This is a genomic window from Candidatus Nomurabacteria bacterium, assembly GCA_023898645.1.
Lineage (GTDB): Bacteria > Patescibacteriota > Saccharimonadia > Saccharimonadales > Saccharimonadaceae > UBA2112.
Genome location: CP060232.1, coordinates 1079871 through 1106078, shown reverse-complemented (window position 1 = coordinate 1106078; position 26208 = coordinate 1079871). Strand labels below are relative to the sequence as shown.

Genomic DNA, 26208 nt, shown 5'->3' with positions numbered 1-26208 from the left:
GTAGTTTTACAGAACCTGAATTTTCTTAGCGTGTTCTTGCTTAACCTTGCTAAATGTAATGGTTAGAACACCATCCTTTAAGACGGCCTCTACTTCATCTTCCTTAACGGCAACAGGAAGTGCTAGTGTACGACTAAACTCGCCCCAGTAGCATTCTTGAATGTGCCAGTTATTAACATCGGCGTCATCACCACTGCTCAGCGTACCGCTGACTGTTAGGATGCCGTCAGATATACTGACGTCTAGCTCATCTTTGTTTACACCGGCTGTGCGGGCTTTAACAACCAGCTTATCCTCGGTTTCGTATACATCGACTGCCAACTGTCCTGGAAAATCGTCTTCAAGCTGTTCGTCATCATGCATGACGACACCGCCATCATCGGCGTTACTTGAAAGATCGTCGTCATTCAGGAATGCGGCGGCCAATTCGTCTTCGATCAATAGATCGTCATTGGTATTTTGTTTGCGGGCCATAAATATCCTCCACTTTCTCTAGGCTCTTGACAACTTGTCCCCTACAGTATAACCAGTAGCGGTGATATAATCAACCGGACAAGCCGTCAAAACGTAAAAATCACAATGATTGACCAACTACTATCAATTATCGCTCCCCACCACTGTTCCGGATGCGGAATAATTGGCACCATGCTATGTGATAATTGTAAATATGACATCATAAGCGAACCTTTCTCTGCGTGTGTGGGCTGTGGCAAGCAACTGGCGCCAGCAAGTGGTTTATGTGGAGTATGTCGTGTGCCATATGAGCGCGCCTGGTGTGTCGCCGACCGTCGTGATCATCTTGAAAGTCTGATAAATGACTTCAAGTTTAGTAACACGCGAGCAGCACATGGCCCGCTCGCTGACCTACTTCATTCCCATTTGCCTGAATTACCGAAAAATACAATTATTGTTCCCGTACCTACAGTTGGTTCTCATATTCGCCAAAGGGGTTACGACCACATGCTATTAGTAGCGCGAAAGTTTAGTGGCTTACGAAAGCTGTCTGTCGATTTGTCGCTGAGTCGTGCTACAAATACAACACAGCGCGGCATGGGAGTGCGGGAGCGTGTGTCACAAGCAAAGTCTGCATTTGTCTGCCGTAAAAAGTTAGATCCAAATGCAACATATCTACTTATAGATGATGTCATTACAACTGGGGCGACCGTGAAATACGCAGCCCAGACTTTACTTGATGCTGGTGCTGGTAAGGTTTGGGTTGCCTCAATTAGTCGTCAAACTCTCGACTAACAGGGGTAAATCTGCTATTATTGCTGAAGCACATTTTAACAAGGAGAGGTGACCGAGTGGTTGATGGTACCGGTCTTGAAAACCGGCGTGCCGAAAGGTACCGCGAGTTCGAATCTCGCCCTCTCCGCCAAGAAAATAGACCAGGCAAATGCCTGGTCTATTTTCTTGTCTGTTCGGGCTTGATTAGAGCTTGCGGGCAGCGGCTTTAGCCGATGCAACTATGAGTTTTCGGCGCAGTGTAGCGAAATGCTGGAAAAGTTTACATACATTACTTAAATAATTACGTATTAGTCGGCGCAACTCCACCACCACCAGCTCCGCCACCTACTCCTGTGAACGATGAAATAACAAAACTGACGATAGCATATGCCAAAATTGCAACGACGATACCGACAATGGCGTAAAGAATCGTATTTTTCGCATTTTGTACGGCAGTACTGTCTCCACCAGACACAACGTATCGTAGTCCACCTATGATAAGCATAATGACGCTTATGGCACCAATGAGATATAGCAGTACGTTGGTTATAGTACGAAACATACCTGTCTGACCGAATAAATTAGCTGCTTGATCCGTACCCTTTGCAGCACTGGCGCCGGCAGATATACTGAGGCTAACTGCATGAGTATCTTGGGTAAATACTAAGCTAGCCACCAAAATAGTAGCAATGATTGGTACTCCCAAGAAAACCTTTGTCTTCATATTAATACTATACCAATAAATAAGCATAAAGTCAATAGACGTAGAACACACAAGGGCTAGTCCGACCCCTTACACTATGCTATAATCTATCGAGTCCCAAGGAATTGCGAGAGCAATATTTCAAGCCAAATACGGAGGAGTACCCAAGTGGCTGAAGGGGACGGTTTGCTAAATCGTTAGTACGGGGAGACCTGTAGCGGGAGTTCGAATCTCCCCTCCTCCGCCAAATGAAAAAGAGATGCGGCTGCATCTCTTTTCTGTTTGGCGAATCGGACAGATTAAACTCCAGCAAGCCGCCTTGAGCCCATATTTTAAACTTGTGTATACTAATGTTGTAACATAAGGGAAATCAAGAATGAACATAATAAAAAAACACCCACTTATTATTTTTTTCGGGATGGCTTATTTGCTTCCATGGCTTGTGTGGGGCACGAGTGTAGCGCAACAAAACAAGTTATTGACATGGCACATTCCACAGTCACTTGCCTTTTGGTTCGGCTTAACAATAGCGACATATGGCGTCGCGGCATTAAGTGGAGGAAAGGTGGCTGTCATTGATTTATTGAAACGACTTGTGCGATTCAGAGTAAAACCAGTTTGGTATGTCATTTCTTTGGTGGTGGTTCCGATAATTTCTATTGTCGCTTTGCTCATATATTATCTGTTTGGCGGTGAAAATAAACATTTTGCCACAGATATTACCACTTCGAGCCTCCTTCTTGTTTTCTTAATTGAATGGTGGTTGTTTCTTATTACAGAAGAAACGGCTTGGCGTGGTTTTGCGTTACCACGGTTGCAAAAAAAGTTTACTCCATTAAACGCAAGTTTGATTTTAGGGCTGCTCTGGGGCCTTTGGCACATACCATTGTTTATGATTGCGGACTCGTTTCAGGCAAATCTACCATTTGTGGGCTTTCTTATTTCCGCTATTGCGACATCTATACTTACGTCGTGGGTGTTTAATAATTCTCGAGGCAGCGTTCTATTAGTTGCTATATTTCACGCTGTTACAGACGTATCGATTGCATATACGGGCGTTATGTCCGGTGACAAAACGCTATTTTGGTTATTCGTTTTGATTCAAGTCGTTGTCGCTCTGAGCGTTATACGAACGAGCGCATTTAATAAATCCGTTATGAAAGACCGAGAATTGACGTACCGGAGTGCTGCTTAATGTCGATGTCGTTATCTGCAGAGGAACAGACAAGAATAGGGGTGGATAGATTCGTATTCTTCAGTGATGCCGTATTTGCAATCGCAATCACCTTGCTTGCGCTTGAAATTCATTTACCCGAAAACGTTGACCTTAGTTCTGAATCATCAGTGCTGAGCGGTCTTATAGCGATAATCCCCAGTTTCTTTTCCTATGTATTGAGCTTTCTTGTCATTGGTGCAATCTGGTCGGTACACGTAAGAAAATACCGTGCTCTTGTGCAATATGACCGAGTTTTTATGATGTCGAATCTTGTCTTATTGCTTTTTGTCGCATTTATTCCGTTCCCAACAGCTCTATTGAGTGAATCAGACACTAAAGTGGCCACGATATTGTATGCGTCAACGTTCGTTGTTATTGAATTGATTTCTTTTGTGAGTTGGCAATATGCCGTAAAAAAGAAGTTTCTTAGTGCGAATATTGCAGAGCAGACTATACGTAACGGCCTATTCAGTTCTTTAGCGATGGGTGCTATATTTTTGATCTCGATAGTGATTGCTCTATTTAATGCTGATATAGCAAAATTTAGCTGGCTTTTAATAATTCCTGCGCTGAGATTTATTCGATAAAACAGGACAACGGGTGTACGTAATGAGGAGCGGTCACACTTCTAGCTTCGAATATTTATGAATGACTATGATATTGATTCTCTGCAGCGTGTTTCAGTAGCAATAACCCGTCGTTAATCGCTTTTTCAAGCGTCTGTTCGCTGTATTTTCTGAATAACTTTGGGACGATTCCGCTCCATGATTCCTCGGTCGTAACAACAACTTTCTTGTTGTTACCTTCAATTCGCCAAATATGCACGGCTAAAATACCCGGAAGTTTTCCAGACCAACCAATCATCTTTTCCGGTTCTACCGCTTCAATTGTAGATGTGATAGTTCCAGGACCTGCCTTCCATTTGAACGTTGTTCCAGGTCGCAGATTACCTAGTAGACGCGCCGATTTTATGTCGGTATTCCACTTGGGCCACTGTTCAATTTCTGACATTAGGGACCACACAAGATGCACCGAGGCATACACCTCGATGCTTTGTCTGCGCCGTACAGGAGCGTTTTCAGGCAATTCCATTTATTGTTTCCAGTATAGTAATAACATTTCATTTACGCTGAAAGCCAACCCCAGGGCTATTGCAGGTCCAATCTTTCCATATAGTGCTAGAAGAACGCACGTTAGTCCAAACAAAACGATTTCGACGAAGATCCTGTACGGCACGTTAAGTAGATAACTCGCTTTTGGTGCAATGAATATTCCCCAAATGCAGGCTACTAATATGGGAATAGAGATTGCTAAGCCATATTTTACGTAAGGTATATTAGTTAATTTGTAGCCGATGTACCCAGCAGAAATCAACAGGCAGATTTCTAGCAAAAATCTGATGGCTATATTGAGACTTTTTATTGCTTCCATGCAATTATTGTACTGTATATTGAATGTAATATTTGGTATAGAGATAGTTAATGGCTTTGGGAGTTGTTGGAGCTCACAGAACATACCACAAGTGGGGTGAAGTAGGAATTTGATGTAGTGAACGAAGCGAAGGAAGTAACGGGGTTACTTTTTTGAACAAGTGAACATGGGGGCTTGAGCCGACATCTTCCCTCCTCCGCCAAATGAAAAAGAGATGCGGCTGCATCTCTTTTTCATTTGGCAAAAGTTACGGAAGGCCTCAATAGCCACAGAGACAGTGAAATTTATCTTGCTCATGCTATACTGTAACCATGCAACCGAACGATCAACAGGGGTTTTATCAACCCGATCAGGATCAACCTGGGCAACCGACATCTTTACCGCAAGTTGATGGTAACGTGCAGTCATCCATTGTGGACCCGGCTGCCTTGCAGGCTGCTCTAGACGAGCCATCTGTTAATCAAAGCGCTCCACCCTCACTACCAACTGTCGAATCTCAGCCGAATCCAGATTCCGACCCAGAAGATGATGATGAGTATTATGACGAAGAAGAGCCATCAAGCGAACCCGTTACATGGACTGCGCAGGAGTATATTCATCATGAAAAAGGTGCGGGATGGTTTTCATTATTCGCCGCTGTAATCGTGATTTTGGGCGGGATTTCAGTGTGGACCCAAGCATGGTCGTTTACTGTACTGATTGTCGTTATTGCATTTGTCATTGTCGTTTATTCACGACGCCCACCGCATGAACTGACGTATACCATTGACGACGATGGTCTAACTATAGACAGTACACTGCATAATTTTGACAACTTCAAATCATTTGGAATTATACGTGACGGCGAGGAATTTTCGGTTATGTTGATTCCAACCCAACGTTTTCAACCAGGTATAACAGTTTATTTCCCCGAGGAATCTGGTGAGGCAATTGTAGACATGCTTGGTTCTCGCCTACCTATGAAAGAGCTGCACTTGGACATGATAGATCGCATAGTACGCATGCTCCGACTGTAAAAGGAATACACTGCTCCTTGCCACCTCTGTAGATTTATGGTAAACTTGGTAAGTTCAATAGGCCTTAGGCCTGTATGCACCCGTAGCTCAGCTGGATAGAGCGTTGGCTTGCGGAGCCAAAGGTCGTACGTTCGAATCGTATCGGGTGTACCAAGTAAAGACGGTCATTTCTATGGCCGTTTTTACTTGGTTAATTTGCTTGCGTATTTGAACATAGCTTTTGCGTAGCAAAAGTACGTTCGGCGTAGCGAGTGAAGCGAAAGAAAGCGCGTGGCATTTTCTTGAGCAAACGAGCGGAGGAGGCTTTAGCCGATACCGTATCGGGTGTACCAAAAAAAGAGACTCATTTCGATGGGTCTTTTCTTTTGAAGATGCAATAATGCTAAAGTTAGCTCTCTTGACAAATTATATTTGTATGATAAAATATTTCCATGTCAAAACATGAGGTGCCAACTCCAACGGTACATGAACTCAAAGAACTCTTTTCTAATGGCGAAAGTGACATTTCTATAGCAGACGGTCTTGTCTATGTAGCCCTTGGACTGTATGAAGACAAAGACTACCTTGGTCTTGTGCGTACGGCCATGGACATGCACGCGATAAAGGACGTCGCAATTGCAGAGGCGCGATTACAGCATATCGCGAATCATGATAAACGAGAATCATATGACAATGAGTATTTGGCTGATTGTAACGACGCGCATGATAGGCTAGCGGGATTAGGCATGATTATGGAAGATTTGAGCCAAGATGTAAAAGATACTTATTTTAAAGAAATAGAAGCAGAGACGCGCATTCTTGAGGGTGAACAATTCGCAGCAGACAATGGATTAACAGATTTGTGAGAACCGCCGATGGTTCAAACCCCAAGTATGAGAAAAAGACTAGACGCCAGGCCCAGTCATTTTCTCATGGCGGAGAGAGAGGGATTCGAACCCTCGATGAGTTGCCCCATACCGCTTTTCGAGAGCGGCCAGTTCAACCACTCCTGCACCTCTCCTTAGATGGATTGCAACAAGTTGCTCCAAATATTTTAACAGATTAGACGATTGGCTTACTATATGTCTTCCTGTGCGACTCTCAACAGAGCATGATAGCCATCATCTCGCCGGATGATTTTACCTTGTTTGATTGCATGGAACAGTCCAAGGCAGGCAACGTAGCCATAGTTGTGCTTGTGTGCCATCGCTTGAAGCAGTGAGTTCTCGAGTATGTCCGGGTGTCGTGCAACGATATTTATGGCCATGTGAGCTAGGCTATCTAAGACCTCGAGTTTCTTTTCTCGAGCCAAATCTCTGTAATCGACATGTTGCTCAGGCATTTTTTCCGTTCTGGTTATGAATATGTGAACGAAGCTGACCACATCATACACCCAGGTTGGTATAATGAGAATATGCAAGATTCAATCTTTACGAAAATTATCAAAGGCGAACTACCAAGTCATAAGGTGTATGAAGACGACAATTCCTATGCGTTTTTAGATATACATCCTCTTGTTGCGGGTCATACGTTAGTTGTTCCGAAAAAACAGGTTGAGTTTTTATGGGATCTCGAAGACGGAGACTATCAGCAATTGATGGCTACTGTAAAAAAGGTTGCTACAAGGTTGCGCGAAGCGATGAACGTTCCCTATGTTGGCGTGCAAGTTATCGGTGTAGACGTGCCACATGCACATGTGCAGCTAATTCCATTTACTAATGTTAGCGAGTACCGTGGTCAGGCAGATATGAGTGCCGAGCCGAACCATGATGAACTTGCGGCAATTGCAGCCAAAGTTGCGATATAGATGGCAATTAAAATTATCGCTGTCGGTAAAAAACACGAGTCTTGGATCGAAGGAGGCGTTAAGCACTACCAGGATCGCCTGAAAAAGCCGTTTGACGTAGAGTGGGTACTTTTACCACACAGTGCACTAAGCGACTCTGCAGCGCGTCAGGACGAGTCTGAGCGTATACTTTCACGTCTTGATGACCAAGCATATGTGATGTTGCTAGACGAACGAGGAGATGAGTTTGATTCACCGAGGTTCGCACGTATGCTCGAGAGTAAATTTACAGCAAGTAGACAGATTACGATTGTGATTGGTGGCGCGTATGGCGTAGATGATCGAGTGCACCAACGGGCAGATGATGTCTGGTCGCTCTCCCCTCTTGTATTCCCACATCAGCTGGTTCGTCTGATTCTTATCGAGCAACTTTACCGTGCACAGCAGATAATAGCTGGACATCCCTATCACCACGTCTAGGCTCGACACATAATTGACAAGTCATACAACTTATGCTAATATGCTGGTGTAAACATTAAACACCAACATGCTCATTACTTCTCTACTACAACGCATAATTATCAGTCTCGCCATCGTGACTGCATTTGGAATTTTGGTTCATGATACCAAATTTGATGAAGCTGTCGCATTAGCGGTTCCAGTTGGTACTATCACTATAGGAATTGGCCTTCATGCACTTGATTCAGGAGACAGTGCGCACACACACGTTGAGAGGGCGTCTATTACACAGCCATTTAGTGGAAACCCGCGAATTCAAGCTCGTGACGATCACCGCCGATATATAATTTCTAAGCACTCCAGCCGTAACTCATTCTTTGGTTCAAACGGCATACTTTGGCCGAGTGTATAAAAGCCTACTTTAGAACTTCAAGCTCGTGTTCAAGACGTTCTATGAGCGCCAGTTTTTCAGCCAACTGTTCGCGCGTTTCCTCTACGAGGTGCTTAGGTGCCTGATGTACATATTTTGGATTATCAAGTCGATTCTGTAGCATATACTTCAACTCTCGCGTTTCTTTTAGGCGTACTTCGAGTCGGGTCTGATGCTCATAGAGAGTGTTTTCATCTATCTTCAGCCATGCTTCACGACCTGGGATCGCTAGGCGTAATCCTTTTGGTTGTTCAGTGTGTGCTACTTCGCCCAAACGTGCTAGCCAAGTAATGAGTTCCCCGTTATCTTCTATAAGACTATCTTGGTAGTAGAGCATCGTATATTTTTTGCCAGCAGGTAACTCACTAACGACGTAACGTGTTTCGATAACTAGTGCCCTTAACTGTTCAAACTCTCCGGCTGCAATGTCGTCGTAGGCCAAAGGCTCTGGCCATGTGCTTACGATAAGCAACTCATTGTGCCAGTCAAGTGTTTGCCAGATCGTTTCAGTTACAAATGGCGCAAATGGATGAGCGAGACGCAAAACGGTATCGAGTACCCATGCCAACAGCTGAAGGTTCGGCTGCTTTTTGCTCGCCTCTATATACCAGTCAGCAACGTCATTCCAGATAACATGATAAATAGTTTCGCGCGCCTCGGCAAAACGATAATTTTCAATCTGTTCTGAAACTGTTGAGGCTGCTTCGTTTAGCTGTCGTACGATCCAGTGATCTGTCGGACTTTGAGGTGTTGCGTCCTCAAGTTTGAAATCGTCAGGTAACGTACCTTCAATATATCGGGCAACGTTCCATAACTTATTGCAGAAATTGCGACCAGTTACGACACGATCGGTACCAAAAGCTTGGTTTTGCCCGGCGCTACGACTAGCCGTAAGACCAAGCCGAAGTGCATCTGAGCCATATTCTTCAACGAGATCTATTGGGTTGACCACATTTCCTTTACTTTTGCTCATTTTTTGACCCTTTTCGTCTAGTACAAGCCCGTGTAGATAGACTTCCTTGAAGGGTACTTGGTCAGTTGCGTATAGACCGAGCATTATCATGCGTCCAACCCACGGATACAGGATGTCATAGCCAGTTTCCATGACATTTAATGGATAGAATCTTGCGAGTTCACCATCTTCCAGGAAATCTGTTGTGACGTAGGGCCATTGACCGCTACTAAACCATGTGTCGAATGTGTCTTCTTCTCTTTTGTATGTTGTACCATCTACAACAATAGTCTTTTGGTCTACTCTTTCGTCGAATATCCAATCTTCACTGTTCTTAGTGCTTTGAAATGCGGGTATTGGAATGCCCCATGGTATCTGCCGACTAAGGTTCCAGTCGCGGATATTCTCTAGGTAATTGATCAGTGCTGTTTTTTTGCTAGCGGGATAGAATTTGATTTCGTCAGCACGGAGAATAGTAAGAGCTCGCTCGGCTAGAGGTTTCATGTTGATAAACCACTGCTCTTTTATGAGTGGCTGAATCGGTATGCCGCTCTTGTAATCATAGCCAACAGAGTGTTCAATTTCGTCTTTACCTCTTAGCATTGATTCGGTTTTTAGTGATTCAAGTACTTCTTTTCGTGCTTTATCTACGTCGAGACCCATGAATTGTGCGGGTACATTTATCATCTTCCCGTCATAGCCAATAACCTGGATGCGCGGTAACTTGTGACGCTCCCCTATTTCGAAGTCGTTTGGATCGTGTGCAGGGGTTACTTTGACTGCGCCGGTACCAAAACTTGGATCGACATGTTCATCGGCAATGACAGGAATCTCTCGCTGCGTTAACGGTACTAAAACGTGTGAGCCTACAAGGTGCTTATAGCGTTCGTCGTCTGGGTGTACGGCAATCGCCGTGTCCCCCAGGAGGGTTTCTGGTCTTGTGGTTGCAACGATAATTTCGGCAACATGGTCTATGACAGGGTATGCGATTTTCCAGAGCGTCCCCTTCTCTACTTTGTGGTTCACCTCAATATCAGCATAACCAGTCTGGTATTTCGTGCTGTAGTTAACGATGCGTTCGCCCCTGTAAATAAGGCCTTCGTCCCACATTTTTTTAAAGGTTTTATACGAGCGTTTTACTACCTTTTCATCGAGTGTGTACGTGAGATCGTCCCATGATACGCTCGCTCCGAGTGCTCGCACTTGCTGTTCTGTATTACCTCTGTGGGCATTAACAAATTCGCTTACTTTCGTGAAGTTTTCCTCGCGACTAAATTCGTGGCGTGATCGGCCTTCTTTTTCGAGTTCACGTTCATAAACAACCCAGGTTTCCAGGCCTGCATGGTCTTCCCCGGGCACATATATGACATCCCTGCCCTTCATGCGGTAGTAACGGGCGAGAATATCCTCTAAACCAATGGTTAGTGCATGACCAATATGAAGATTACCGTTTGCATTTGCCGGTGGCATGACTATGCTGTAGGGCTCTCCCCCGTTACCGGGTTTGAATGAGCCCGAGTTTTCCCACATCTGATAAATCGTCGGTTCGAATTCTTGTGGGTTGTAGGCCTTTGCCAATTTCATGAAGGTTACTAACTCCGGTTTGTTTAAGGGGTGCTCAAGCGTAACAATTTTCACGTGCAAAGATAATCTGTCTTTCAACATTTCACGTGAAATTTATGTTAGTGCGCCACATCCCGAACTTATTTTCAACATCAATTATACCACACCGAAAGAACATGTATAATACAAGCATGATTTCTTTGAAAGTGTGTGAAAACAGAGAAGAGTGGGATGAATTCGTATTAGAAAATGACGGTCATCCACTGCAGCTCTGGGGTTGGGGAGAAACAAAGGCTGCGCATGGCTGGAAAGTTGAGCGATTGTTTGCCTATGATATGGACGAACATATTGTAGGGGCGGCGCAAGTATTACGAAGGAGACTTCCTTGGCCATTTAACTCTGTTGCCTACATACCCAGGGGCCCTGTTGTCTCTGGTAGTGGAGTAGGGGATGTACTAGGGGCACTTACAAATCACGCCCGTTCTCAATACGGGGCAGTGGTGCTGACGATTGAACCGGATTGGTCTGAACTTCCCGCATTATTAAAAGGGTGGCGTAAAAGTAGCAACACGATATTGATACCACAAACATTAATTCTTGACCTCAGTATGTCCGAGGACGAATTGTTGGCTCCGATGAATAAAAAAACACGACAATATATTCGTAAGTCGGGTGGCGAGGAAGGTGTTGAGTTACGCCAAGTTAAAGATAGAGAAGAGCTTGAAAAGTGTATGCAGATTTACCGACTGACAGCTGAGCGTGCGGGTTTTGCGCTTCATGACGACCAATATTATTACGATGTATTTGAAAATCTTGGTGACGCTTCGCCGGTGTTTGCGGCATATCGGAACGGATGGCCTATCGCATTTTTGTGGCTTGCTATCAGTGCTCATACGGCCTTTGAACTTTATGGCGGCATGAATGACGATGGTCAGGAATTACGCGCTAACTATGCACTCAAGTGGCATGCGATATGCAAGATGAAAGAGTGGGGTGTGGAGCGTTATGACATGAACGGATTAGTTAGTGACGGGGTGAGCAATTTCAAACGTGGCTTTGCAGATCACGAGGATACGCTCGTAGGGACATATGATAAGCCGCTCTCACCTCTGTATGTAATGTGGAACACACTATTACCTTATGGTAAAAAAGTAGTCCGTGCGCTAAAGCGATAAGATTTGCAAAAACCAAAAATACATAGTAAAGTATTTCTACTGTAAACAGAGGTTTACCAGTACTTCGACAATAGAATTGAGAGCTATTATGGCGTTGGGATTTGAAATCACGGTTTTCCGCGCAGACAGGACGACAATCGTTGCCAGATGGAGCAACTCCTGGGGTAAACACTGTATCAGAGGAACGCAACAATTTGATCGTGCAGTAAGAGATGGGCACGGTTCGGCACTGTGTAAAAGTGGATATCCGGTTTCTTACGAGATTTTAGCGAGTGCCATTTTACCCCTAGAAATCCATGGGGAATGTAAATTCGTTAATACTAATGACATAACCCAAGACGAGATGCTATACGTCGAAGCGTGGGATATGAGCTAAGGGTTCTAACTACGTTGACTAAGGTCGCCTCTAAACACGAGGCGGCCTATTTAATTTGCCCAGGCAGTTTTAGACATTGAAAGACTTGGTATTACCTCTAAGTCGAAGGGATCAGCCGCGGGCATAGTCTGTGAATAGTAGTAGGCGAGTGTTGCGATCATGGCGCCATTATCAGTACAAACCTGCATGGGGGCGTATTCAATTTTTAACGGTAATCGTTCTTGCAGTTGGCGGCGGAGTTCCTGGTTTGCGGCGACACCGCCTGCTATGACAACACTGGCAGGGGAGTGGTCATTAAATGCCCGTTCGGTCTTATCAACCAACGTCTCAACGGCAATTTGCTGGAAGCTGGCAGCAAAATCTGCTCGCATGGCATCGTCTAAGAGCATGTGAAGTGCATGTGAAGGAAACGTGTAATCATGACCGGTTTCATGCTGAACGGACCTTAGAAGGGCTGTCTTAAGGCCTGAAAAGCTAAAGTCGTATGTGTTTTGTAGCTTGGCCTTAGGTAGCGAATACTTATGGGGATCTCCGCTAAGTGCTGCTTTAGCTATAGAGGGCCCGCCAGGATAGGGGAGTCCGATAATTTTAGCGACTTTGTCGAATGCTTCTCCGACCGCATCATCTTGTGTTTGACCCAGTAATTCAAAGTCACCATGGTCACGGAACATTACAAGCTGTGTATGACCACCACTAACAATCAGTGCCAATATGGGGAAATCAGGCTGCTTTGATGGCAAAGTTAGCTCGGTCTGAGTGATTGTTCCGCCCGTAGCTCCTGTCGCACCGGACTGCGCCAGAGGGACAAGTTCGTCAGGTGAATGATTTGGTGTTCGCCCCTGTTCTGTAAGGAAGTTTGCGTAAACATGAGCCTCAACATGATGTATTGCATACAACGGTTTGTCGTGGATGATAGCGAGCGTTCGTGCAGCAAGTGTGCCGACGAGTAGGGAGCCGATAAGACCCGGTGCATAGGTGACTGCTATAGCATCAATGTCGTCCCATGTGCAGTTTGCATCTGATAGTGCCCGATTTATGACAGGATTGACGACCTCTATGTGGCTACGTGCCGCCACTTCAGGCACGACCCCGCCGTACTGTACGTGTATATCAATCTGCGTCTGAATGACGTTACTTAGTAAAATGTGACCATTTTCTACTACCGCCGCCGCAGTTTCGTCACAACTGGTTTCTATGCCTAATATTTTCACTCTTACTACTGTACCATGCCTGTAAAGATGCTACACTGGTTGCATGAAGCAATTACTCGTAAAGGGGGCACGAAAGGCATTACCGAAAGGCGCCGTAAAACATCTTGAGAGTACGTATCGTAAGGGCCGAGTCAGATTAGTTCGTACGCGATACCGTAATCCGTCTAAAAAACTGAAAGTCATCGGTATTACAGGGACAAATGGCAAAACAACAACGTTGAACTACATCAACGAAATTCTTAAAGAAGCTGGCTATAAAACAGCAATGTTTACAACAGCGGTAATTGAAATCGCTGATAATCGCAAAATAAACGATCTTAATGCAACTGTGGCTTCGACCGCTCAAATGCAACGATTCTTTCGCGACGCTAAACGCGCAAAGGTAGACTACACGCTACTTGAAATTACTAGCCACGCTCTTGATCAGCATAAACTAGATGGCGTTCCAATTCACATGGCTATCATGACGAATCTGACACAGGATCATCTGGATTATCACGGTACGATGGAAAATTATGCTGCGGCTAAAGCGAAACTTTTCATGAATGAACCAGAGTTTATTGTTTTAAATCGTGATGATGAGTGGTTTGATTATTTTAATAAAGCTCAAGCTGCAGCTCAAAAGATTACCTACGGAAAGCATGATGATGCCGAAGCGAAGATAGAGCGTACCAAACTGTTTCGCAAGGGCAGTGAAGCAACAATCGTTATTGACCATCAGACAAAGCTGGAGCTAGCCACAGCACTACCTGGTGAGTTTAACGTATACAACATGACTGCTGCCTCTGCAGCGGCTTATTTGCTTGGCGTAGGGCTAAATGACATCATTGAGGGCGTCGCTAATCTTGATGGCGTACCGGGCCGATTTGAGCGAGTTGAGACAGGCAAAGAGTACGACGTGATAGTGGACTATGCTCATACACCCGATGCTCTCGAAAAGTTTTTGGTTGCTTCCAAAGAGATAACTAAAAATCGTGTCGTACTCGTTTTTGGCGCATGTGGTGATCGTGATAAAACTAAACGACCGATTATGGGTGAAATTGCTTCAAGGTTGGCTGATCGTATAATTTTGACCGACGAAGAGAGCTATAACGAAAATCCTGATGCCATCCGACAAGATATTATGGCTGGAATAGAAAAAGCAAAAGGGATCGCAAAAACGACAGAAATTGCTGATCGTCGTGATGCCATCAAAAAGGCGCTTGCCGTGGCTAAAAAGGGTGACATGGTGTTAATAACCGGTATGGGGCACGAAAAATTTCGAATTATAGAGGGTAAACGTATGCCTTGGAACGATGCTGACGTTGTCCGAGAGCTAATAGGAGAGTCTTAATACCAGCTTTCTTGATGCTTTCGCCACCACAGGCGCTGCACGGTTCGTTCGCCAAACTGTTTCCACCATCGGTACTTTGTGGGTTTAACAACCAAGTCAAAGGCTCCAACATAGTCGGTAACTTGTTTATTGAAGCTCGTTTTAAATACACCTATGCCGTAGTGGGGGTGATCTTTATTGCCGATTTGATCGCTTGGTGGTGAGCCGCCAAGATCGTGCATCTTTGAACCCTGTAGTTTTGCCCACTGCATAACGTGTAACTGTAATAAATGGCTTGCACCATATGCAGTTTTCTCCCGGACACTGGCGCCGTCTTTATAAATGCTTTTTTCGCCGAAAACCATAGCGAACGCACCTGCCACTAGTTTATCGTTGTAGTAGGTGAAAAATAGCTGTCCTAGGCCGGCATCAGCAAAACGCTTCCAAAATTTGTAGTAATAGTCATAGGATCGGATGTTGAATGAGTTCGCAGCTGTATCAGAGAGTAGGTCATAAAACAGCTTACAATTCACATTGTCGGATTCAACAGCATTTACTTTTACACCATCGCGTTCAGCGCGTCGCATGGCATGACGACTTGTTTGGTTGAGATTTGCGATGATTTCGTTAGGATCTGGTGAAATATCAATAAGCACTGTCGAAAAGTTGGGTTGTATTGGTGAGGTGGGCGTCAGCCCAAGTTTTTCGAGGGCTTCCATGGTTTCACTTGTCTTTATAAGTTCAGGCTCAATCTTGATGGCGAAAACGCCGTTTTCGTTGGCAAACTCGTTCAGCATGGGTAGTATGTCGCCAAGTTGTTCTACGCTAGAAACTCCCGGGCCCTTGGGTATGTACCATAATTTTCCTAGGCCAAACACGCTCTTTTCGAGTACGGTTATAGCGGTTTCATCTGCGAAGATAAATCGTGGTTCCCAGCCAGATAACTTTTTTTGATCTGCGAATTCTTCACTTTGGAATACATTTCCGCCGTCGGGATTAGAAAGAACCTTGGAGTCCCATGAGGCAATTTCGCCATTAGCAGCAAAGCGTATATTCATATAGCCAGTATACTACCTACGCTAATTTTTGACACAAATGTTTTGGACGTTACACGGGCGTGGTATACAATTATTCCATATGGGAACAATATTTTCTGATGCAGATATTCGCGTTCATCTCGGAGACTCTATGGCCACCGAATACGTATGGAATGTCGGCAAGGCGTTTGCAGAATGGCTTCCAGAAGACGGCAGTGTTGCTGTCGTGACGTCGCAAATTGCCGATAAAACTGCAGTAACGGCGTTTGTAGAGGGGCTTTTACTTCAGGGAAGAACAGTAATTGATGCTGGTGTTGGTGGTCAGCAAGCCGTGTATACGTCTCTTAGCGAAAATAAATCAGCAGGTGCTGCATTATTGGATTACAGTGCGGCTCAAAATTTGGCCGTGATTTCATTATTTGATTCTCACGGTGCTGCTATCTCTATGCAAACTGGTTTGAATGAAATCGGCGAACTTGTTAATGCTGGTAATTTTTTGCCTGCTGCCGAAAAAGGCACTTTGCTTAAGTCTGAGTAAGTATATTGAAAAAGCCAGTGTCGAATGTGTTACACAAACGACACTGGCTACGGGCTTTCAATGACAATTGTTCCATGAAGTACGGAGCGACGAGCTCTTTCTCCTAGGAATATCGCAATACTTTCACCCGATTCGGTGGTACCGACGGCCACTTGGTTTTGCTCTTTAACAAAAGTAGCGACAAATGAGGTACCTGTATCGGTGGCTATTTTTACGGGCTGTGCGCTTTTTTGCGAAAGTTCAACCTGATGAGCCACCTGCTCGGACGTTTCGTTGGTTCGAAATACGCCTCGCAATTTTTGCGTCATAACCCATCTCGTTTCTTCAGGGTAATACATAAATATGATACAACAAAATTAATTATTGGTCAACGAAACAAGGAATGTTAGCGACTACTAAGAGCTTTTACGATTGCAAGTTGTTTGTCGTTGTATTTTGCAAGCAATTTATTGGCTAGTTCAGTTTCTTGAGACGATGCGTTCTTTGAGCCAAACGTAGCGAAGGTATTGTCGCGTATAGTTGCAAGTAGCTGGCGCGTTCGAGCCCTGTCCCAGCCTTTTATACCGTCGATGTTTAATATCGCATGTATGTCGTCGGTTACAGCGTTATGAGCGTAAACTCGTGCCGAATCTGTTGCATCTATTTCATCAGTGTTTCCAGATGACCTGAGATTGTCTTCGGCGATTATATTGGCGCAAGCTGCCGCAAGATATACTTCCCATTTTTCATTTACTGATTCCGGAACAAGTTCGACGGGGAAGTGGTACGAGATATGTCCTTCGTTGTCTTTTCGTTTAATTCCAAGCACCTCGATGGCTTTTTCGGGGTCATCTATTGGTTCTTTGATACTTTCGGCTAGTATGTGTTTGACATTATTTCGTGCAGCCTCAATTTGCTTATATCTTGTTTCATTCGGAAGATCATTAATGCTATAGATAAAATTTTTGTACATTGCCTCTAGTTCGCGTACTCGGGGACCGATTGGGGCGTTTCGATTTAATTCTCGTTGATGCAGGAGCTCTTTGTACTCCTCGTTGTCTGCCATGAGCTCGTATGCCAAGTCTTCAACTGCTTGGTCTAGCGACTGGGCACCTTCGCGTGAGTAGAGGTCACGTAATTTTTCTCCTGTAGTGGCGGTTGCGGAGTACATAGAGTACATACGCTCAAGAAATTCACGTTGATCGGCCGTCATCTCCGATTCGTCAGTCGAAATGTGATTTTCGTGAGGTGAAGATGCGTCTTTTTTCATAGGTATTTTTTGTTTGTATGTGCAACTAATTCTTGCTTAAGCTTAGCACGCGAAAGATAAAAAGTCAATTACATAAGCATTATTGACAATTAGTCAAAAAAATGTATAATTTAAAACATGACCAATATGATGGAAAAACCAAAATCAAACAAATCAAAATCTAAATACCGCCACAATCGTACGCAAGATCACGGTGATGCAGGACAGCGCAAAGGGCATATCGATCAGGGATACTGGGAAAATCAATGGGAGCAGCGTGGCCTAATTAATAAAGATAAAGCTTATTTAAAAGAAGTAATTCGTGACGGCCTAGATGATTATTATGCTCAAATGAGTCCAAGTGAACTTGAACAAGAGGCCGATCGTATATTACGTGAAGCAGAACAGCCAGAAGCAGAAAGTGCTTCGGAGCATTTGAACAATGATACCTATCCGACAATTGCGGAAGTTGGCGGACGTACGGATAAAGAAATTCGAGCCAGTCTGGCCAGAGCGGCGACTCTCGATACTTTTGAGGAAGATGATTTCGGTGACTACAACGGTGATTCTCATATAAAGATACGAAACCGAACAAGATAAAGAATTTTTATAAAAATTAGCACTCGCACCTTGCAAGTGCTAATTTTTTTGTTTACAATTAATAATGTTAAACAAACGGAGGATCACACTTATGAGTTCACCTATCAAGCCCCTTGCTGATCGTGTGGTTGCTGTCCGCGAGGAAGCGAAAACCAAGACTGCAAGCGGCATTTATTTACCAGATGCGGCGAAGGAAAAGCCGGTAGTTGCGACTGTAGAGGCAATTGGGCCAGATGTTAAAGAAATAAAAAAAGGCGATCGTATTGTTTATAAAGAATACACGACAACCGAGCTGAAAATAGACGGCACCGTTTATTTGATTGTTAAGGAAGAAGACATACTAGCGACAGTTTAGGAGGAAATGATGGCAAAAAAAGTATTTTATGATGATGATGCTCGAGCGCGAGTGCTTGGTGGGGCGAAGGCACTATATGATGCAGTGAAGGTAACGTATGGTCCAAAAGGACGTAATGTTGTCATTGCCAAGGGCTATGGTGGTCCGACGGTAACGCACGACGGTGTAACGGTTGCCGAGGCGATTGATTTGCCGGAAGACGATGAAACGTTGGGATATAAGACAGGTGCGGAATTGATTAAGCAGGCTGCGAGCAAGCTAAATAAAGACGCCGGAGACGGTACGACTACCGTGACTGTTCTTACATATAATATTTTGGAGCAGGCTAATCGAATGATTGCAGCAGGTCATAATCCTATGGAGCTCCGAAAAGGCATAGAGGCGGCTGGCGACGAAGTCGTAAAACAGCTTGATAAACTTGCCGAGAGTATTGAAGGCAAGACAGCACGCGTGGCAGACGTTGCAACTATTAGCGCTGGTGATAGTGAAATTGGAAATAAGATTGCTGGCGTTATAGAAAAAGTTGGTAAAGACGCTGTTGTAACTGTCGAGGCGGGTCAAGGGCTTGAGCTTGAAGCCGAAGTGGTTGAAGGATTTAGCCTCGATCGAGGCTGGTCTTCGCCATTCTTTGTAACGGATGCGAGTCGTCAAGAGGCTGTGTATGAAAAACCGGCAGTTGTAATCACTGACAAAAAAATTAGTAGCGTTCAGGAAATCCTTCCGCTAATTGAGAAGCTTGCTCAGGCTGGCAAAAAAGACGTTGTCTTGATTGCCGATGAGGTCGAAGGCGAGGCACTGAGCGTATTGATTCTGAATAAGCTCAAGGGTGTATTGAATACCGTGGCCGTAAAAGCACCTGATTTCGGTGATCGCCGCAAAGACAAATTACAAGATATTGCTGTTTTGACAGGAGCGACTGTCATATCGGAAGACCAAGGACTGACGTTTGAAAACGTAGAGTTAGATGTTGTGGGTAGTGCTCGAAAAGTTATCGTCGGTAAAGACAGTACGACAATTGTTGAGGGCAGCGGTAAGCTTAGTGCTGTAAAGGCACGAATCACTCAGATGATTGCACAAGCTGAAAATGCAAATAGCGAATACGATAAAGAACAGCTTGAAAAACGAGCCGCTGCATTAAGCGGAAAGGTTGCGGTCATTAAAGTCGGCGGAGCAACTGAGACCGAGATTGACGAAAAGAAATTTCGTGTAGACGATGCCGTGGCTGCAACAAAGGCTGCGTTGAGTGAAGGAATAGTCGCCGGTGGAGGCGTAACGTTGGTAAATTTGGCTGCAAGTATAGTGGCTGATGGTACGGATAGTATCAATGCCGGCCGGCAGATTTTGAAGCAGGCGCTGCGCATACCATTTACGTTAATTACAGCAAACGCAGGACTGAACAGTGAAGCACTTCTGGCGCAGGTAGAGGCGGCAAAGCCTGGAATGGGTGTTGATGTAAACAACCCGAGTACGAAGCTGATTGATGTTAAAAAAGCTGGTGTTATAGACCCGGTCCGTGTCACAAAAGAGGCTGTGCTCAGTGCGGTTTCAATTGCAGCAACGGCCGTTACCATGGGTGCATTGGTAGTAGAAATTCCTGAACCGCCAGCTCCGGCGGCACCTGCTGGTGGTATGCCAGGCGGTATGGGCTTCTAGTCAATAATTAGCCAAAAACTCTAGTCTACTGGAAATAACTTATGCTATTATTTCCAGTATGATAGAAAGAACAATAGTCCCGCTCATTCGATCCCATCTGGGACGAGGGCGGGTTATTGTTTTGTATGGCCCACGAAGGGTTGGAAAGACGACAGTCGCAAGGCAATTACTCGAAGAAGTGCCAGAAAGTGAGCGATTGTACCTAAATTGCGACGAAATGGTGACGGCGGATGCTATGAAGCCGACAAGTTTGGCTGCACTTGAACGGGTGATAGGTCAGGCAAAGCGTATTGTTATAGATGAAGCGCAGAGGGTTGAGAATATTGGTCTCACACTAAAGCTACTTATAGACACGCACCCTGAACTCGACATCATTGCGACTGGAAGTTCTTCCTTTGATCTAGCAGGCAAGGTGAAGGAACCGTTAACCGGCCGTGCGTATGAATTTATGTTGGCACCACTTTCACTTATTGAGATAAAAAAATATTTTGGTTATAGCGATTTGCAGCTACAGACATTACTGCCACGGTTGCTTCGGCTTGGAAGTTACCCTGGTATTGTATTGACCGATGATAGTCGTGCTGACGAGGAGATCGTGGCACTGGCAAACAACTATGTATATAAAGACAGCTTAGAGCTGGTAGAGTTACGCCAAAGACAACTTTTGCCACGGCTGCTACAGGCACTAGCTTTGCATATAGGTCAGGAGGTTTCGTACCACGAGCTTGGTGTAATGTTTGGTGTAAAAGTAGAAACGATTGAACGCTACATAACGTTACTCGAAATGGCGTTTGTCGTCTATCGATTACCGGCACTTACCGGGAGCATACAGGGTAATTTGAGTAATCGGAAGCGAAAGGTGTATTTTTATGATCTTGGCATTAGAAACGCCTTGATTCAGTCATTGCAACCGCTTGACTTACGTGCCGACCGTGATGCGTTATGGGAAAACTTTTGTATGAATGAGCGTATAAAATTTTGGCAGGAGCGAGATGAACGTGTACAGCGCTACTATTGGCGGTCTCTGGGAAGTGAACTCGATCTTATCGAAGCAAAGGATAATAAATATACCGCGCACGATTTTTCGTATACAAATAAAAAACTTATTACACCGAAATTCTTTAGTGATACATACCCGGACGTAGAAGCACAGTTAATCTACCCCGACAATCTAATTGAATGGTTATCCTAAGTTGTGATTTGACAGTTTTCAATAAATCCGCTAATGTTTAAGAAATAGTAAAAAAAGGAAAACTATGCCACCAGTAGAAAACAACACACCTGCACCCCAAGAGCCAAAAAAAGGCTTCTTTGCTCGACTATTTGGAGGAGGCAAGAAAAAAGAGGCAGCAGGACCCGTCGTGCCGCCAGCACATGAATCATTAACTCCAGAGCCGCAGCTAGATGATGTTCAAGCGGACGTACCTAGTGATGGTTCCACGGAAGTTGGTGCTCCAAGTGTGTCAGTAGAACAAGCATCAAGTGTAGAGTCATCTCCTGTAGAGGCGTCTCCTGTAGTTAGTGAGGGCGACACCTCGGTAACTCCAACAGCTGAGCCGTCAGTTGAAGAATCAAAGCCACCAGTTGGACCAGTTCCTCCGGCACAATAAAGTGCAAGCTAAAATACTCCGCCTCTATGCGGAGTATTTTTATGGCAAAAATTTCAGATTGACACCACTGATTGACGCTTTATAGTGTTTATGCTAGTATCAAGCTACAAAAGCTCTAAAACAAATATAATAACTGCAGGATTTCTACAACCATATGAGCGAAGGTGAGCCGTCACAATCACACGACAGCGTACCAGAGGGTAAGCGGCATGAGGATTATAATCAGGATTCTCCTGATGTAGTTGAGAGTCAAAATGTCTCGTCACCAGAGTCGGAGCAGACGACTGTTATGGAGTTTGCCAAGTATTTAACTCCTGAGGAAATAAAGGAGTATGAAAACGAAGACCGCGAAGAGATTATAAGCCATATATTCGACAAGGCCATTGGAGCCAATGCCGTCGATGCAATACCCGAAAAGATGTGGGATCGAATATGTGGTCGTGGTAATAATGCCGAGGCTATCTGGAATGTTATAGCTGTAATGAAGCAAAAAAATATGGGCTCTATCATAAATGAAGACGACAGTCTTCGTGAACGAGTGATAAATATTTTTAATAAAAGCGAGGAATCATCTGAAAATTCCGAAAGCAAGTCCGAGCATGTAAAGTTGAATTCAAGCGCACGTGTAATGATGGGCATGGGTAAATTGTCCGAATGGCGTGAAAAGAAGTCTGAAAAGCGTTGGCAAAAACGATCACGCTTTGAACAGGATCTTGTAGATAAGGGTTTTAGCGACGAAGAAATAGAAAAAAAACTTGAGAAGTACGATAAGCACGAACGACGTAAATCTATAGCCAAATTGGTTGGCCTGGGCGCTGCGGCTGTTGGAGCGTATGTGGCGTATCGAGAAGTAGCTCCTCATTTGTTTGGTGGATCCGGCGTTGACGTGAATAATCGTCCAGGGAATGGCTCAGGAGTCCCTTTGCCAGGTAAGGCACCAGAAAAATCAATCATTGATCAATACTTCAACAGTCAGAGCACTGCAATGCTACCGAACAAGAACCATATTAATGATTTTGATGCTGCAAATTTGGCACTTTTGAATGGTGATAAAGGTGCGGCATTAAAAAATATTGAAGATATGTTCCGTAGCGATCCTCATATGACTGCGGCTTACTTGTCTGAGCTTGGTATGGGCGGCGCTCCTGTAAAACCTAGCCCAGAGGCGTTGCGTAATATAATGACGCTCAACGATTACAATACTAAGGTAAATGAATTCGCTGATTACCTACAGTCTCATCCGGATGTCCGCTTCAAAGTTACGCATGAATTAGTTGACGCCATGAACAATGGTTCGCTTGGCGACCATGTGACGTTGGATCCTGGATATTCTTCGTGGGGCAGTAACCAAATGAACAACGCCATTATCTTTGGTACGCATAAAGGGCAAGTATTCTACGACAACGAAGTAAATTATAGTGGTGTCAAAGCTGTGCAGTGGCACGTTGGTGGCAAGACGATTATCGTAGAAGTCGGTTGTAACCAAATTGCAACTCAGGTTCCGCATCCGCATTATGCGCCGGCACCAGTCGCTCCACGAAGTACGTATGTACCAGTTTATAATGCTCCGCCTGTGCACTATTCTCCGCAAGTTGCGCCTCCACCGGAAGTAGCACCGCCTTCGTCACCACCACCTCAAGCGCCACCGCCTGAAGTGACGCCACCGCCACCTCCGCCACCTGAAGTGACGCCACCGCCACCTCCGCCACCTGAAGTGACGCCACCGCCACCTCCGCCACCTGAAGTGACGCCACCGCCACCTCCGCCACCTGAAGTGACGCCACCGCCTCCGCCACCTCCGCCACCGTTAATTAGTAAGGGGGTTGAGGCGGGTCCGCCTGCCGTGCATCCATTACCTGTCGATAATCTTGAGACGGTGCCTGCTCCTGTGAAAAGCACGTCGACTGCAATCAGCCCGAATGGCGTAACGAGAACTGAGACTATTACGAGTCCGTTGAACGCACCAAATGCAAATCGTGTAGCGGGTACGACTTCAAGCCAGCTACATACAAGCGGCCCCAGTGAGGCGCCTAGTTCGTCTGTACTCCATGGTGCGGCAAAGAAGCCAAAATAAGACATAAAAATAAACACAAAAAAGGAAGAACTATGCGTCAGATAACCAACCTTTTCAGTCAAAAAAATACTGTTCGTTCTATTGCTTTTATTGTGATGTCTTTCGTGTCGATAGTGGTGATTCCAGTGGCGGTATTTGCCTATGGTCCGGATCGCCCAACATTTACTCAGGCGCAACCAGCTACATACGTTACCTTTGATTCGATTACAGACGATCCGACATACGGAGACGAACGTAATTTCTTTAGAGTACGAAACCTTACTGACAATAAAACATTTGAACAAGACGCTAATTTAGTTCCGGGTAAAGAATATGAAGCGATGATTTTTTACCACAATAATGCATCGAGTAGCTTGAATCAAAGTGGCGTTGGTATTGCGCATGGAGCTTATGCTAGGGTTGAGCTGCCTGCTGTAGTTAAAGCTCACGCAACCGGTACCGAAGCAGAGGCTTTTATTGGAGCTAGTAATGCAAATCCAAAAATGGTGTTTGACTATTTCACTATGCAGAATCAAACGGCAACAGATATATCGCTGCGCTATGTGCCGGGCACCGCAGTTATACATAATAAGGGCATGACGAACGGTACGTCTCTCGGTGATACAGCACTATTTAGTAGCAGTGGTAAACCGCTTGGCTTTGATAGTTTGAACGGTGATTTACCGGGTTGCGATCAATACTCTGGTTGGATAACGTTTGCATTTAAGGCAGTACAACCGAACTTTACGTTTAAAAAGGAGGTTCGTCAGGCCGGTACTACCGGGTGGCATGATAGTGTGACTGTGAAAAAAAGCTCAACTGTTGAATATCTTTTGAGCTATGAGAATACTGGTACGATTAATCAACTAGACGTAAAACTCAAAGATATATTACCAGTCGGGTTGACGTATCTACCGGGCAAGACGAAACTTTATGACGATACAAATCCTAACGGAGCAATCGTCGGTAATGGTATTGCAAACGGAGGGATTGATATTGGAAACTATGCACCTGGTGGAAGTGCTTACTTATCATTCGAAGCACGTGTTGATGCAGATCCTTGTTCGATACTAAAAAATACCGCCTCTGTAGAAACGGATAACGGAAATCGTCAGGATAGTGCGGTCGTAACCGTCTCGGGTACTTGTGCTGCGCTGCCAACAACCGGCCCTGTTGAAGTTGTTGCTGGTCTTGTCGGTGTAGCCGCTATAACACTCGGTGTCGTCTACTATTTCAGAAGTCGACGCGACTTAGAGAGCGCCTTACATAATGCACGAGTGCATACTTCTACTGGTCCGTCACTTCTAGACGTCGACTCGGACATGAAGGACGATAGCGAAAAATTTAAAGATAAATAATGTATTCAATAATAAAATACCTCCGAGCGGAGGTATTTTATTATTCATAGAACTTTAGGATTCGTCAGATTTTTGACGAGTTAAATAGTCGATTTCTTTGACTATATCGAGAAGCGCCTCCGCGCGTCGCGTCTCATCTGTAATCGCTTTGGCTGCTTCGTGTGCTGGCTCTATCAAGGTGGAGTCGTCTGTGCTACGGATGAGCAAAAGTAAAGTATCAAATTTTTCTTCTGGTGATACACTCAACTTGTCGACTAGCGGGCGTAGCTCAACCAAAACATCCTTTTTTATGGAGGCGAGCGGTCCATTGTCTTCTGCTGGTTTTTCAGATTCAGGTGGTGTTGAAACAACTGGAGCGATAGCATCTGATGATTCGGACTGTGTTGAGGCGACAGGTGTTATAGTATCTGACGATTCGGTTGTTTCCGGCACGGCTGGTATTACCGGCTCAGCGGAGGTGTCTAAAGCAGTAGGCTCAGGAGGTAAAGTGGGCACAATAGGCTCAAATGCTTCAGTAGACACGGCAGGTGTAGGGGTTTGCTCCGGTGTAGCGGGAGCCTCAGGAACAGTTGGGTTGACGGGTCCGAAAGTGTCTGGAGGAAGTGTAGGAGCCGTGGATGCTGTTGTTTCGTTTGTGTCGAGAAGTGGACCTGGAGTAGGTGGATTTAACGTAACAGAAGGTGATAGCTGTGATTGAGTTGATGATTCGGGGAATATAGATGGAAAAGGCGAATCTACAGGACCTGACGTAGCGGGCACAGGTGAATTAAGTGTAGCTGTTGCTGTACTCGATGCGGGTACACCCCCTACGCTCGCTGCAGCGTCTGCGACGCTATCGAGTGCCTTTACTAGATCTTGTTCGTCTGATCCCTCAGTCATGCCCACCTCAATAATATGCTTACGGTTTATCAGTAAAGAGTGTATCATAGATATAGTGAAC

29 protein-coding genes and 4 tRNA genes are annotated in these 26208 nt (G+C 44.9%); 21 read left to right on the top strand and 12 right to left on the bottom strand.

What is annotated here, in order from left to right; all coding sequences use genetic code 11:
- Positions 1 to 6: 6 nt before the first annotated feature.
- Complete coding sequence (locus H6797_05845) at positions 7 to 474, bottom strand: Hsp20/alpha crystallin family protein (GenBank protein USN96552.1); 468 nt, start codon at positions 472 to 474, stop codon at positions 7 to 9.
- A 105-nt stretch (positions 475 to 579) separates the two neighbouring features.
- Here H6797_05845 and H6797_05840 point away from each other — a divergent pair, with 105 nt between their 5' ends.
- Together H6797_05840 and H6797_05835 are read left to right on the top strand one after the other, a co-directional pair.
- Positions 580 to 1248, top strand: coding sequence for a ComF family protein (locus H6797_05840; GenBank protein USN96551.1), 669 nt, complete (start codon positions 580 to 582; stop codon positions 1246 to 1248).
- Positions 1249 to 1290: 42 nt separating this feature from the next.
- Positions 1291 to 1378, top strand: a tRNA-Ser gene (locus H6797_05835).
- Between the two features lie 150 nt (positions 1379 to 1528).
- Here the strand turns inward: H6797_05835 and H6797_05830 are convergent.
- On the bottom strand, positions 1529 to 1951 hold the full coding sequence (locus H6797_05830; protein USN96550.1) for a hypothetical protein: 423 nt from the start codon (positions 1949 to 1951) through the stop codon (positions 1529 to 1531).
- Positions 1952 to 2084: 133 nt separating this feature from the next.
- Between H6797_05830 and H6797_05825 the strand changes: the two genes are divergently transcribed.
- From H6797_05825 to H6797_05815, 3 genes are all read left to right on the top strand, one after another.
- Positions 2085 to 2177 (top strand) — tRNA-Ser (locus tag H6797_05825).
- Positions 2178 to 2348: 171 nt separating this feature from the next.
- Entirely contained in the window at positions 2349 to 3125 is a 777-nt protein-coding gene (locus H6797_05820; GenBank protein USN96549.1) for a CPBP family intramembrane metalloprotease, read from the top strand.
- Complete coding sequence (locus H6797_05815; protein ID USN96548.1) at positions 3125 to 3733, top strand: DUF1211 domain-containing protein; 609 nt, start codon at positions 3125 to 3127, stop codon at positions 3731 to 3733. Before H6797_05820 ends, H6797_05815 begins: the two co-directional genes overlap by 1 nt.
- 55 nt (positions 3734 to 3788) lie before the next feature.
- Here the strand turns inward: H6797_05815 and H6797_05810 are convergent, their stop codons facing one another.
- Both H6797_05810 and H6797_05805 read right to left on the bottom strand, forming a co-directional pair.
- The gene (locus tag H6797_05810) at positions 3789 to 4238 is read right to left on the bottom strand and encodes an SRPBCC family protein (protein USN96547.1); all 450 of its coding nucleotides are present in this window, start codon (positions 4236 to 4238) and stop codon (positions 3789 to 3791) included.
- Positions 4239 to 4577 carry a YrdB family protein gene (locus H6797_05805; protein ID USN96546.1) on the bottom strand — a complete coding sequence of 113 codons (339 nt, stop codon included), beginning with the start codon at positions 4575 to 4577 and terminating at the stop codon, positions 4239 to 4241.
- A gap of 311 nt (positions 4578 to 4888) precedes the next feature.
- Here H6797_05805 and H6797_05800 point away from each other — a divergent pair, with 311 nt between their 5' ends.
- From H6797_05800 to H6797_05790, 3 genes are all read left to right on the top strand, one after another.
- Positions 4889 to 5593: a hypothetical protein gene (locus H6797_05800; GenBank protein USN96545.1), complete on the top strand. Its 705-nt coding sequence runs from the start codon at positions 4889 to 4891 to the stop codon at positions 5591 to 5593.
- A gap of 76 nt (positions 5594 to 5669) precedes the next feature.
- Positions 5670 to 5746, top strand: a tRNA-Arg gene (locus H6797_05795).
- A 278-nt stretch (positions 5747 to 6024) separates the two neighbouring features.
- Positions 6025 to 6438 carry a hypothetical protein gene (locus H6797_05790; protein ID USN96544.1) on the top strand — a complete coding sequence of 138 codons (414 nt, stop codon included), beginning with the start codon at positions 6025 to 6027 and terminating at the stop codon, positions 6436 to 6438.
- A 67-nt stretch (positions 6439 to 6505) separates the two neighbouring features.
- Here H6797_05790 and H6797_05785 read toward each other — a convergent pair.
- Together H6797_05785 and H6797_05780 are read right to left on the bottom strand one after the other, a co-directional pair.
- Positions 6506 to 6593: transfer RNA gene (locus H6797_05785), tRNA-Ser, on the bottom strand.
- Positions 6594 to 6650: 57 nt separating this feature from the next.
- On the bottom strand, positions 6651 to 6914 hold the full coding sequence (locus H6797_05780; GenBank protein ID USN96543.1) for a hypothetical protein: 264 nt from the start codon (positions 6912 to 6914) through the stop codon (positions 6651 to 6653).
- Positions 6915 to 6986: 72 nt separating this feature from the next.
- Between H6797_05780 and H6797_05775 the strand changes: the two genes are divergently transcribed.
- The 3 genes from H6797_05775 to H6797_05765 all read left to right on the top strand — a co-directional run bounded on the left by H6797_05775 (position 6987) and on the right by H6797_05765 (position 8229).
- Positions 6987 to 7379 carry an HIT domain-containing protein gene (locus tag H6797_05775; protein ID USN96542.1) on the top strand — a complete coding sequence of 131 codons (393 nt, stop codon included), beginning with the start codon at positions 6987 to 6989 and terminating at the stop codon, positions 7377 to 7379.
- Positions 7380 to 7838: a 23S rRNA (pseudouridine(1915)-N(3))-methyltransferase RlmH gene (gene rlmH, locus H6797_05770; GenBank protein ID USN96541.1), complete on the top strand. Its 459-nt coding sequence runs from the start codon at positions 7380 to 7382 to the stop codon at positions 7836 to 7838. It begins immediately after the preceding gene.
- Between the two features lie 67 nt (positions 7839 to 7905).
- On the top strand, positions 7906 to 8229 hold the full coding sequence (locus H6797_05765) for a hypothetical protein (protein USN96540.1): 324 nt from the start codon (positions 7906 to 7908) through the stop codon (positions 8227 to 8229).
- Between the two features lie 4 nt (positions 8230 to 8233).
- Here H6797_05765 and H6797_05760 read toward each other — a convergent pair whose 3' ends face one another.
- Positions 8234 to 10783, bottom strand: coding sequence for a valine--tRNA ligase (locus tag H6797_05760; GenBank protein USN96539.1), 2550 nt, complete (start codon positions 10781 to 10783; stop codon positions 8234 to 8236).
- 170 nt (positions 10784 to 10953) lie between these two features.
- On the opposite strand from H6797_05760, the gene H6797_05755 reads away from it, so the two are divergent.
- Entirely contained in the window at positions 10954 to 11937 is a 984-nt protein-coding gene (locus H6797_05755) for a peptidoglycan bridge formation glycyltransferase FemA/FemB family protein (GenBank protein USN96538.1), read from the top strand.
- Positions 11938 to 12363: 426 nt separating this feature from the next.
- On the opposite strand, the gene tsaD is transcribed toward H6797_05755, so the two are convergent.
- On the bottom strand, positions 12364 to 13524 hold the full coding sequence (tsaD, locus tag H6797_05750; GenBank protein ID USN96537.1) for a tRNA (adenosine(37)-N6)-threonylcarbamoyltransferase complex transferase subunit TsaD: 1161 nt from the start codon (positions 13522 to 13524) through the stop codon (positions 12364 to 12366).
- Positions 13525 to 13567: 43 nt separating this feature from the next.
- On the opposite strand from tsaD, the gene H6797_05745 reads away from it, so the two are divergent.
- Complete coding sequence (locus H6797_05745) at positions 13568 to 14857, top strand: UDP-N-acetylmuramoyl-L-alanyl-D-glutamate--2,6-diaminopimelate ligase (protein ID USN96536.1); 1290 nt, start codon at positions 13568 to 13570, stop codon at positions 14855 to 14857.
- Here the strand turns inward: H6797_05745 and H6797_05740 are convergent.
- The gene (locus H6797_05740; protein ID USN96535.1) at positions 14854 to 15894 is read right to left on the bottom strand and encodes a peptidoglycan bridge formation glycyltransferase FemA/FemB family protein; all 1041 of its coding nucleotides are present in this window, start codon (positions 15892 to 15894) and stop codon (positions 14854 to 14856) included. The genes H6797_05745 and H6797_05740 overlap by 4 nt on opposite strands.
- A 79-nt stretch (positions 15895 to 15973) precedes the next feature.
- Between H6797_05740 and H6797_05735 the strand changes: the two genes are divergently transcribed.
- Entirely contained in the window at positions 15974 to 16411 is a 438-nt protein-coding gene (locus tag H6797_05735; protein USN96534.1) for a hypothetical protein, read from the top strand.
- Positions 16412 to 16458: 47 nt separating this feature from the next.
- Here the strand turns inward: H6797_05735 and H6797_05730 are convergent, their stop codons facing one another.
- Entirely contained in the window at positions 16459 to 16719 is a 261-nt protein-coding gene (locus tag H6797_05730; protein ID USN96533.1) for a hypothetical protein, read from the bottom strand.
- Between the two features lie 77 nt (positions 16720 to 16796).
- Positions 16797 to 17660, bottom strand: a complete 864-nt coding sequence (locus H6797_05725) for a hypothetical protein (GenBank protein ID USN96532.1) — start codon at positions 17658 to 17660, stop codon at positions 16797 to 16799.
- Between the two features lie 117 nt (positions 17661 to 17777).
- Here H6797_05725 and H6797_05720 point away from each other — a divergent pair, with 117 nt between their 5' ends.
- From H6797_05720 to H6797_05690, 7 genes are all read left to right on the top strand, one after another.
- Positions 17778 to 18239 carry a hypothetical protein gene (locus H6797_05720; protein ID USN96531.1) on the top strand — a complete coding sequence of 154 codons (462 nt, stop codon included), beginning with the start codon at positions 17778 to 17780 and terminating at the stop codon, positions 18237 to 18239.
- 91 nt (positions 18240 to 18330) lie between these two features.
- Positions 18331 to 18594: a co-chaperone GroES gene (locus H6797_05715; protein USN96530.1), complete on the top strand. Its 264-nt coding sequence runs from the start codon at positions 18331 to 18333 to the stop codon at positions 18592 to 18594.
- A 9-nt stretch (positions 18595 to 18603) separates the two neighbouring features.
- Positions 18604 to 20247 carry a molecular chaperone GroEL gene (locus H6797_05710; protein USN97114.1) on the top strand — a complete coding sequence of 548 codons (1644 nt, stop codon included), beginning with the start codon at positions 18604 to 18606 and terminating at the stop codon, positions 20245 to 20247.
- 58 nt (positions 20248 to 20305) lie between these two features.
- The gene (locus H6797_05705; GenBank protein ID USN96529.1) at positions 20306 to 21439 is read left to right on the top strand and encodes an ATP-binding protein; all 1134 of its coding nucleotides are present in this window, start codon (positions 20306 to 20308) and stop codon (positions 21437 to 21439) included.
- A gap of 64 nt (positions 21440 to 21503) precedes the next feature.
- Positions 21504 to 21857 carry a hypothetical protein gene (locus H6797_05700; GenBank protein ID USN96528.1) on the top strand — a complete coding sequence of 118 codons (354 nt, stop codon included), beginning with the start codon at positions 21504 to 21506 and terminating at the stop codon, positions 21855 to 21857.
- 154 nt (positions 21858 to 22011) lie between these two features.
- A complete protein-coding gene (locus tag H6797_05695; protein ID USN96527.1) occupies positions 22012 to 23931 on the top strand; it encodes a hypothetical protein in 1920 nt (639 codons plus the stop codon).
- Between the two features lie 32 nt (positions 23932 to 23963).
- Entirely contained in the window at positions 23964 to 25268 is a 1305-nt protein-coding gene (locus H6797_05690) for a DUF11 domain-containing protein (GenBank protein USN96526.1), read from the top strand.
- A 54-nt stretch (positions 25269 to 25322) separates the two neighbouring features.
- Here H6797_05690 and H6797_05685 read toward each other — a convergent pair whose 3' ends face one another.
- Positions 25323 to 26147: a hypothetical protein gene (locus tag H6797_05685; protein USN96525.1), complete on the bottom strand. Its 825-nt coding sequence runs from the start codon at positions 26145 to 26147 to the stop codon at positions 25323 to 25325.
- Positions 26148 to 26208 lie beyond the last annotated feature (61 nt).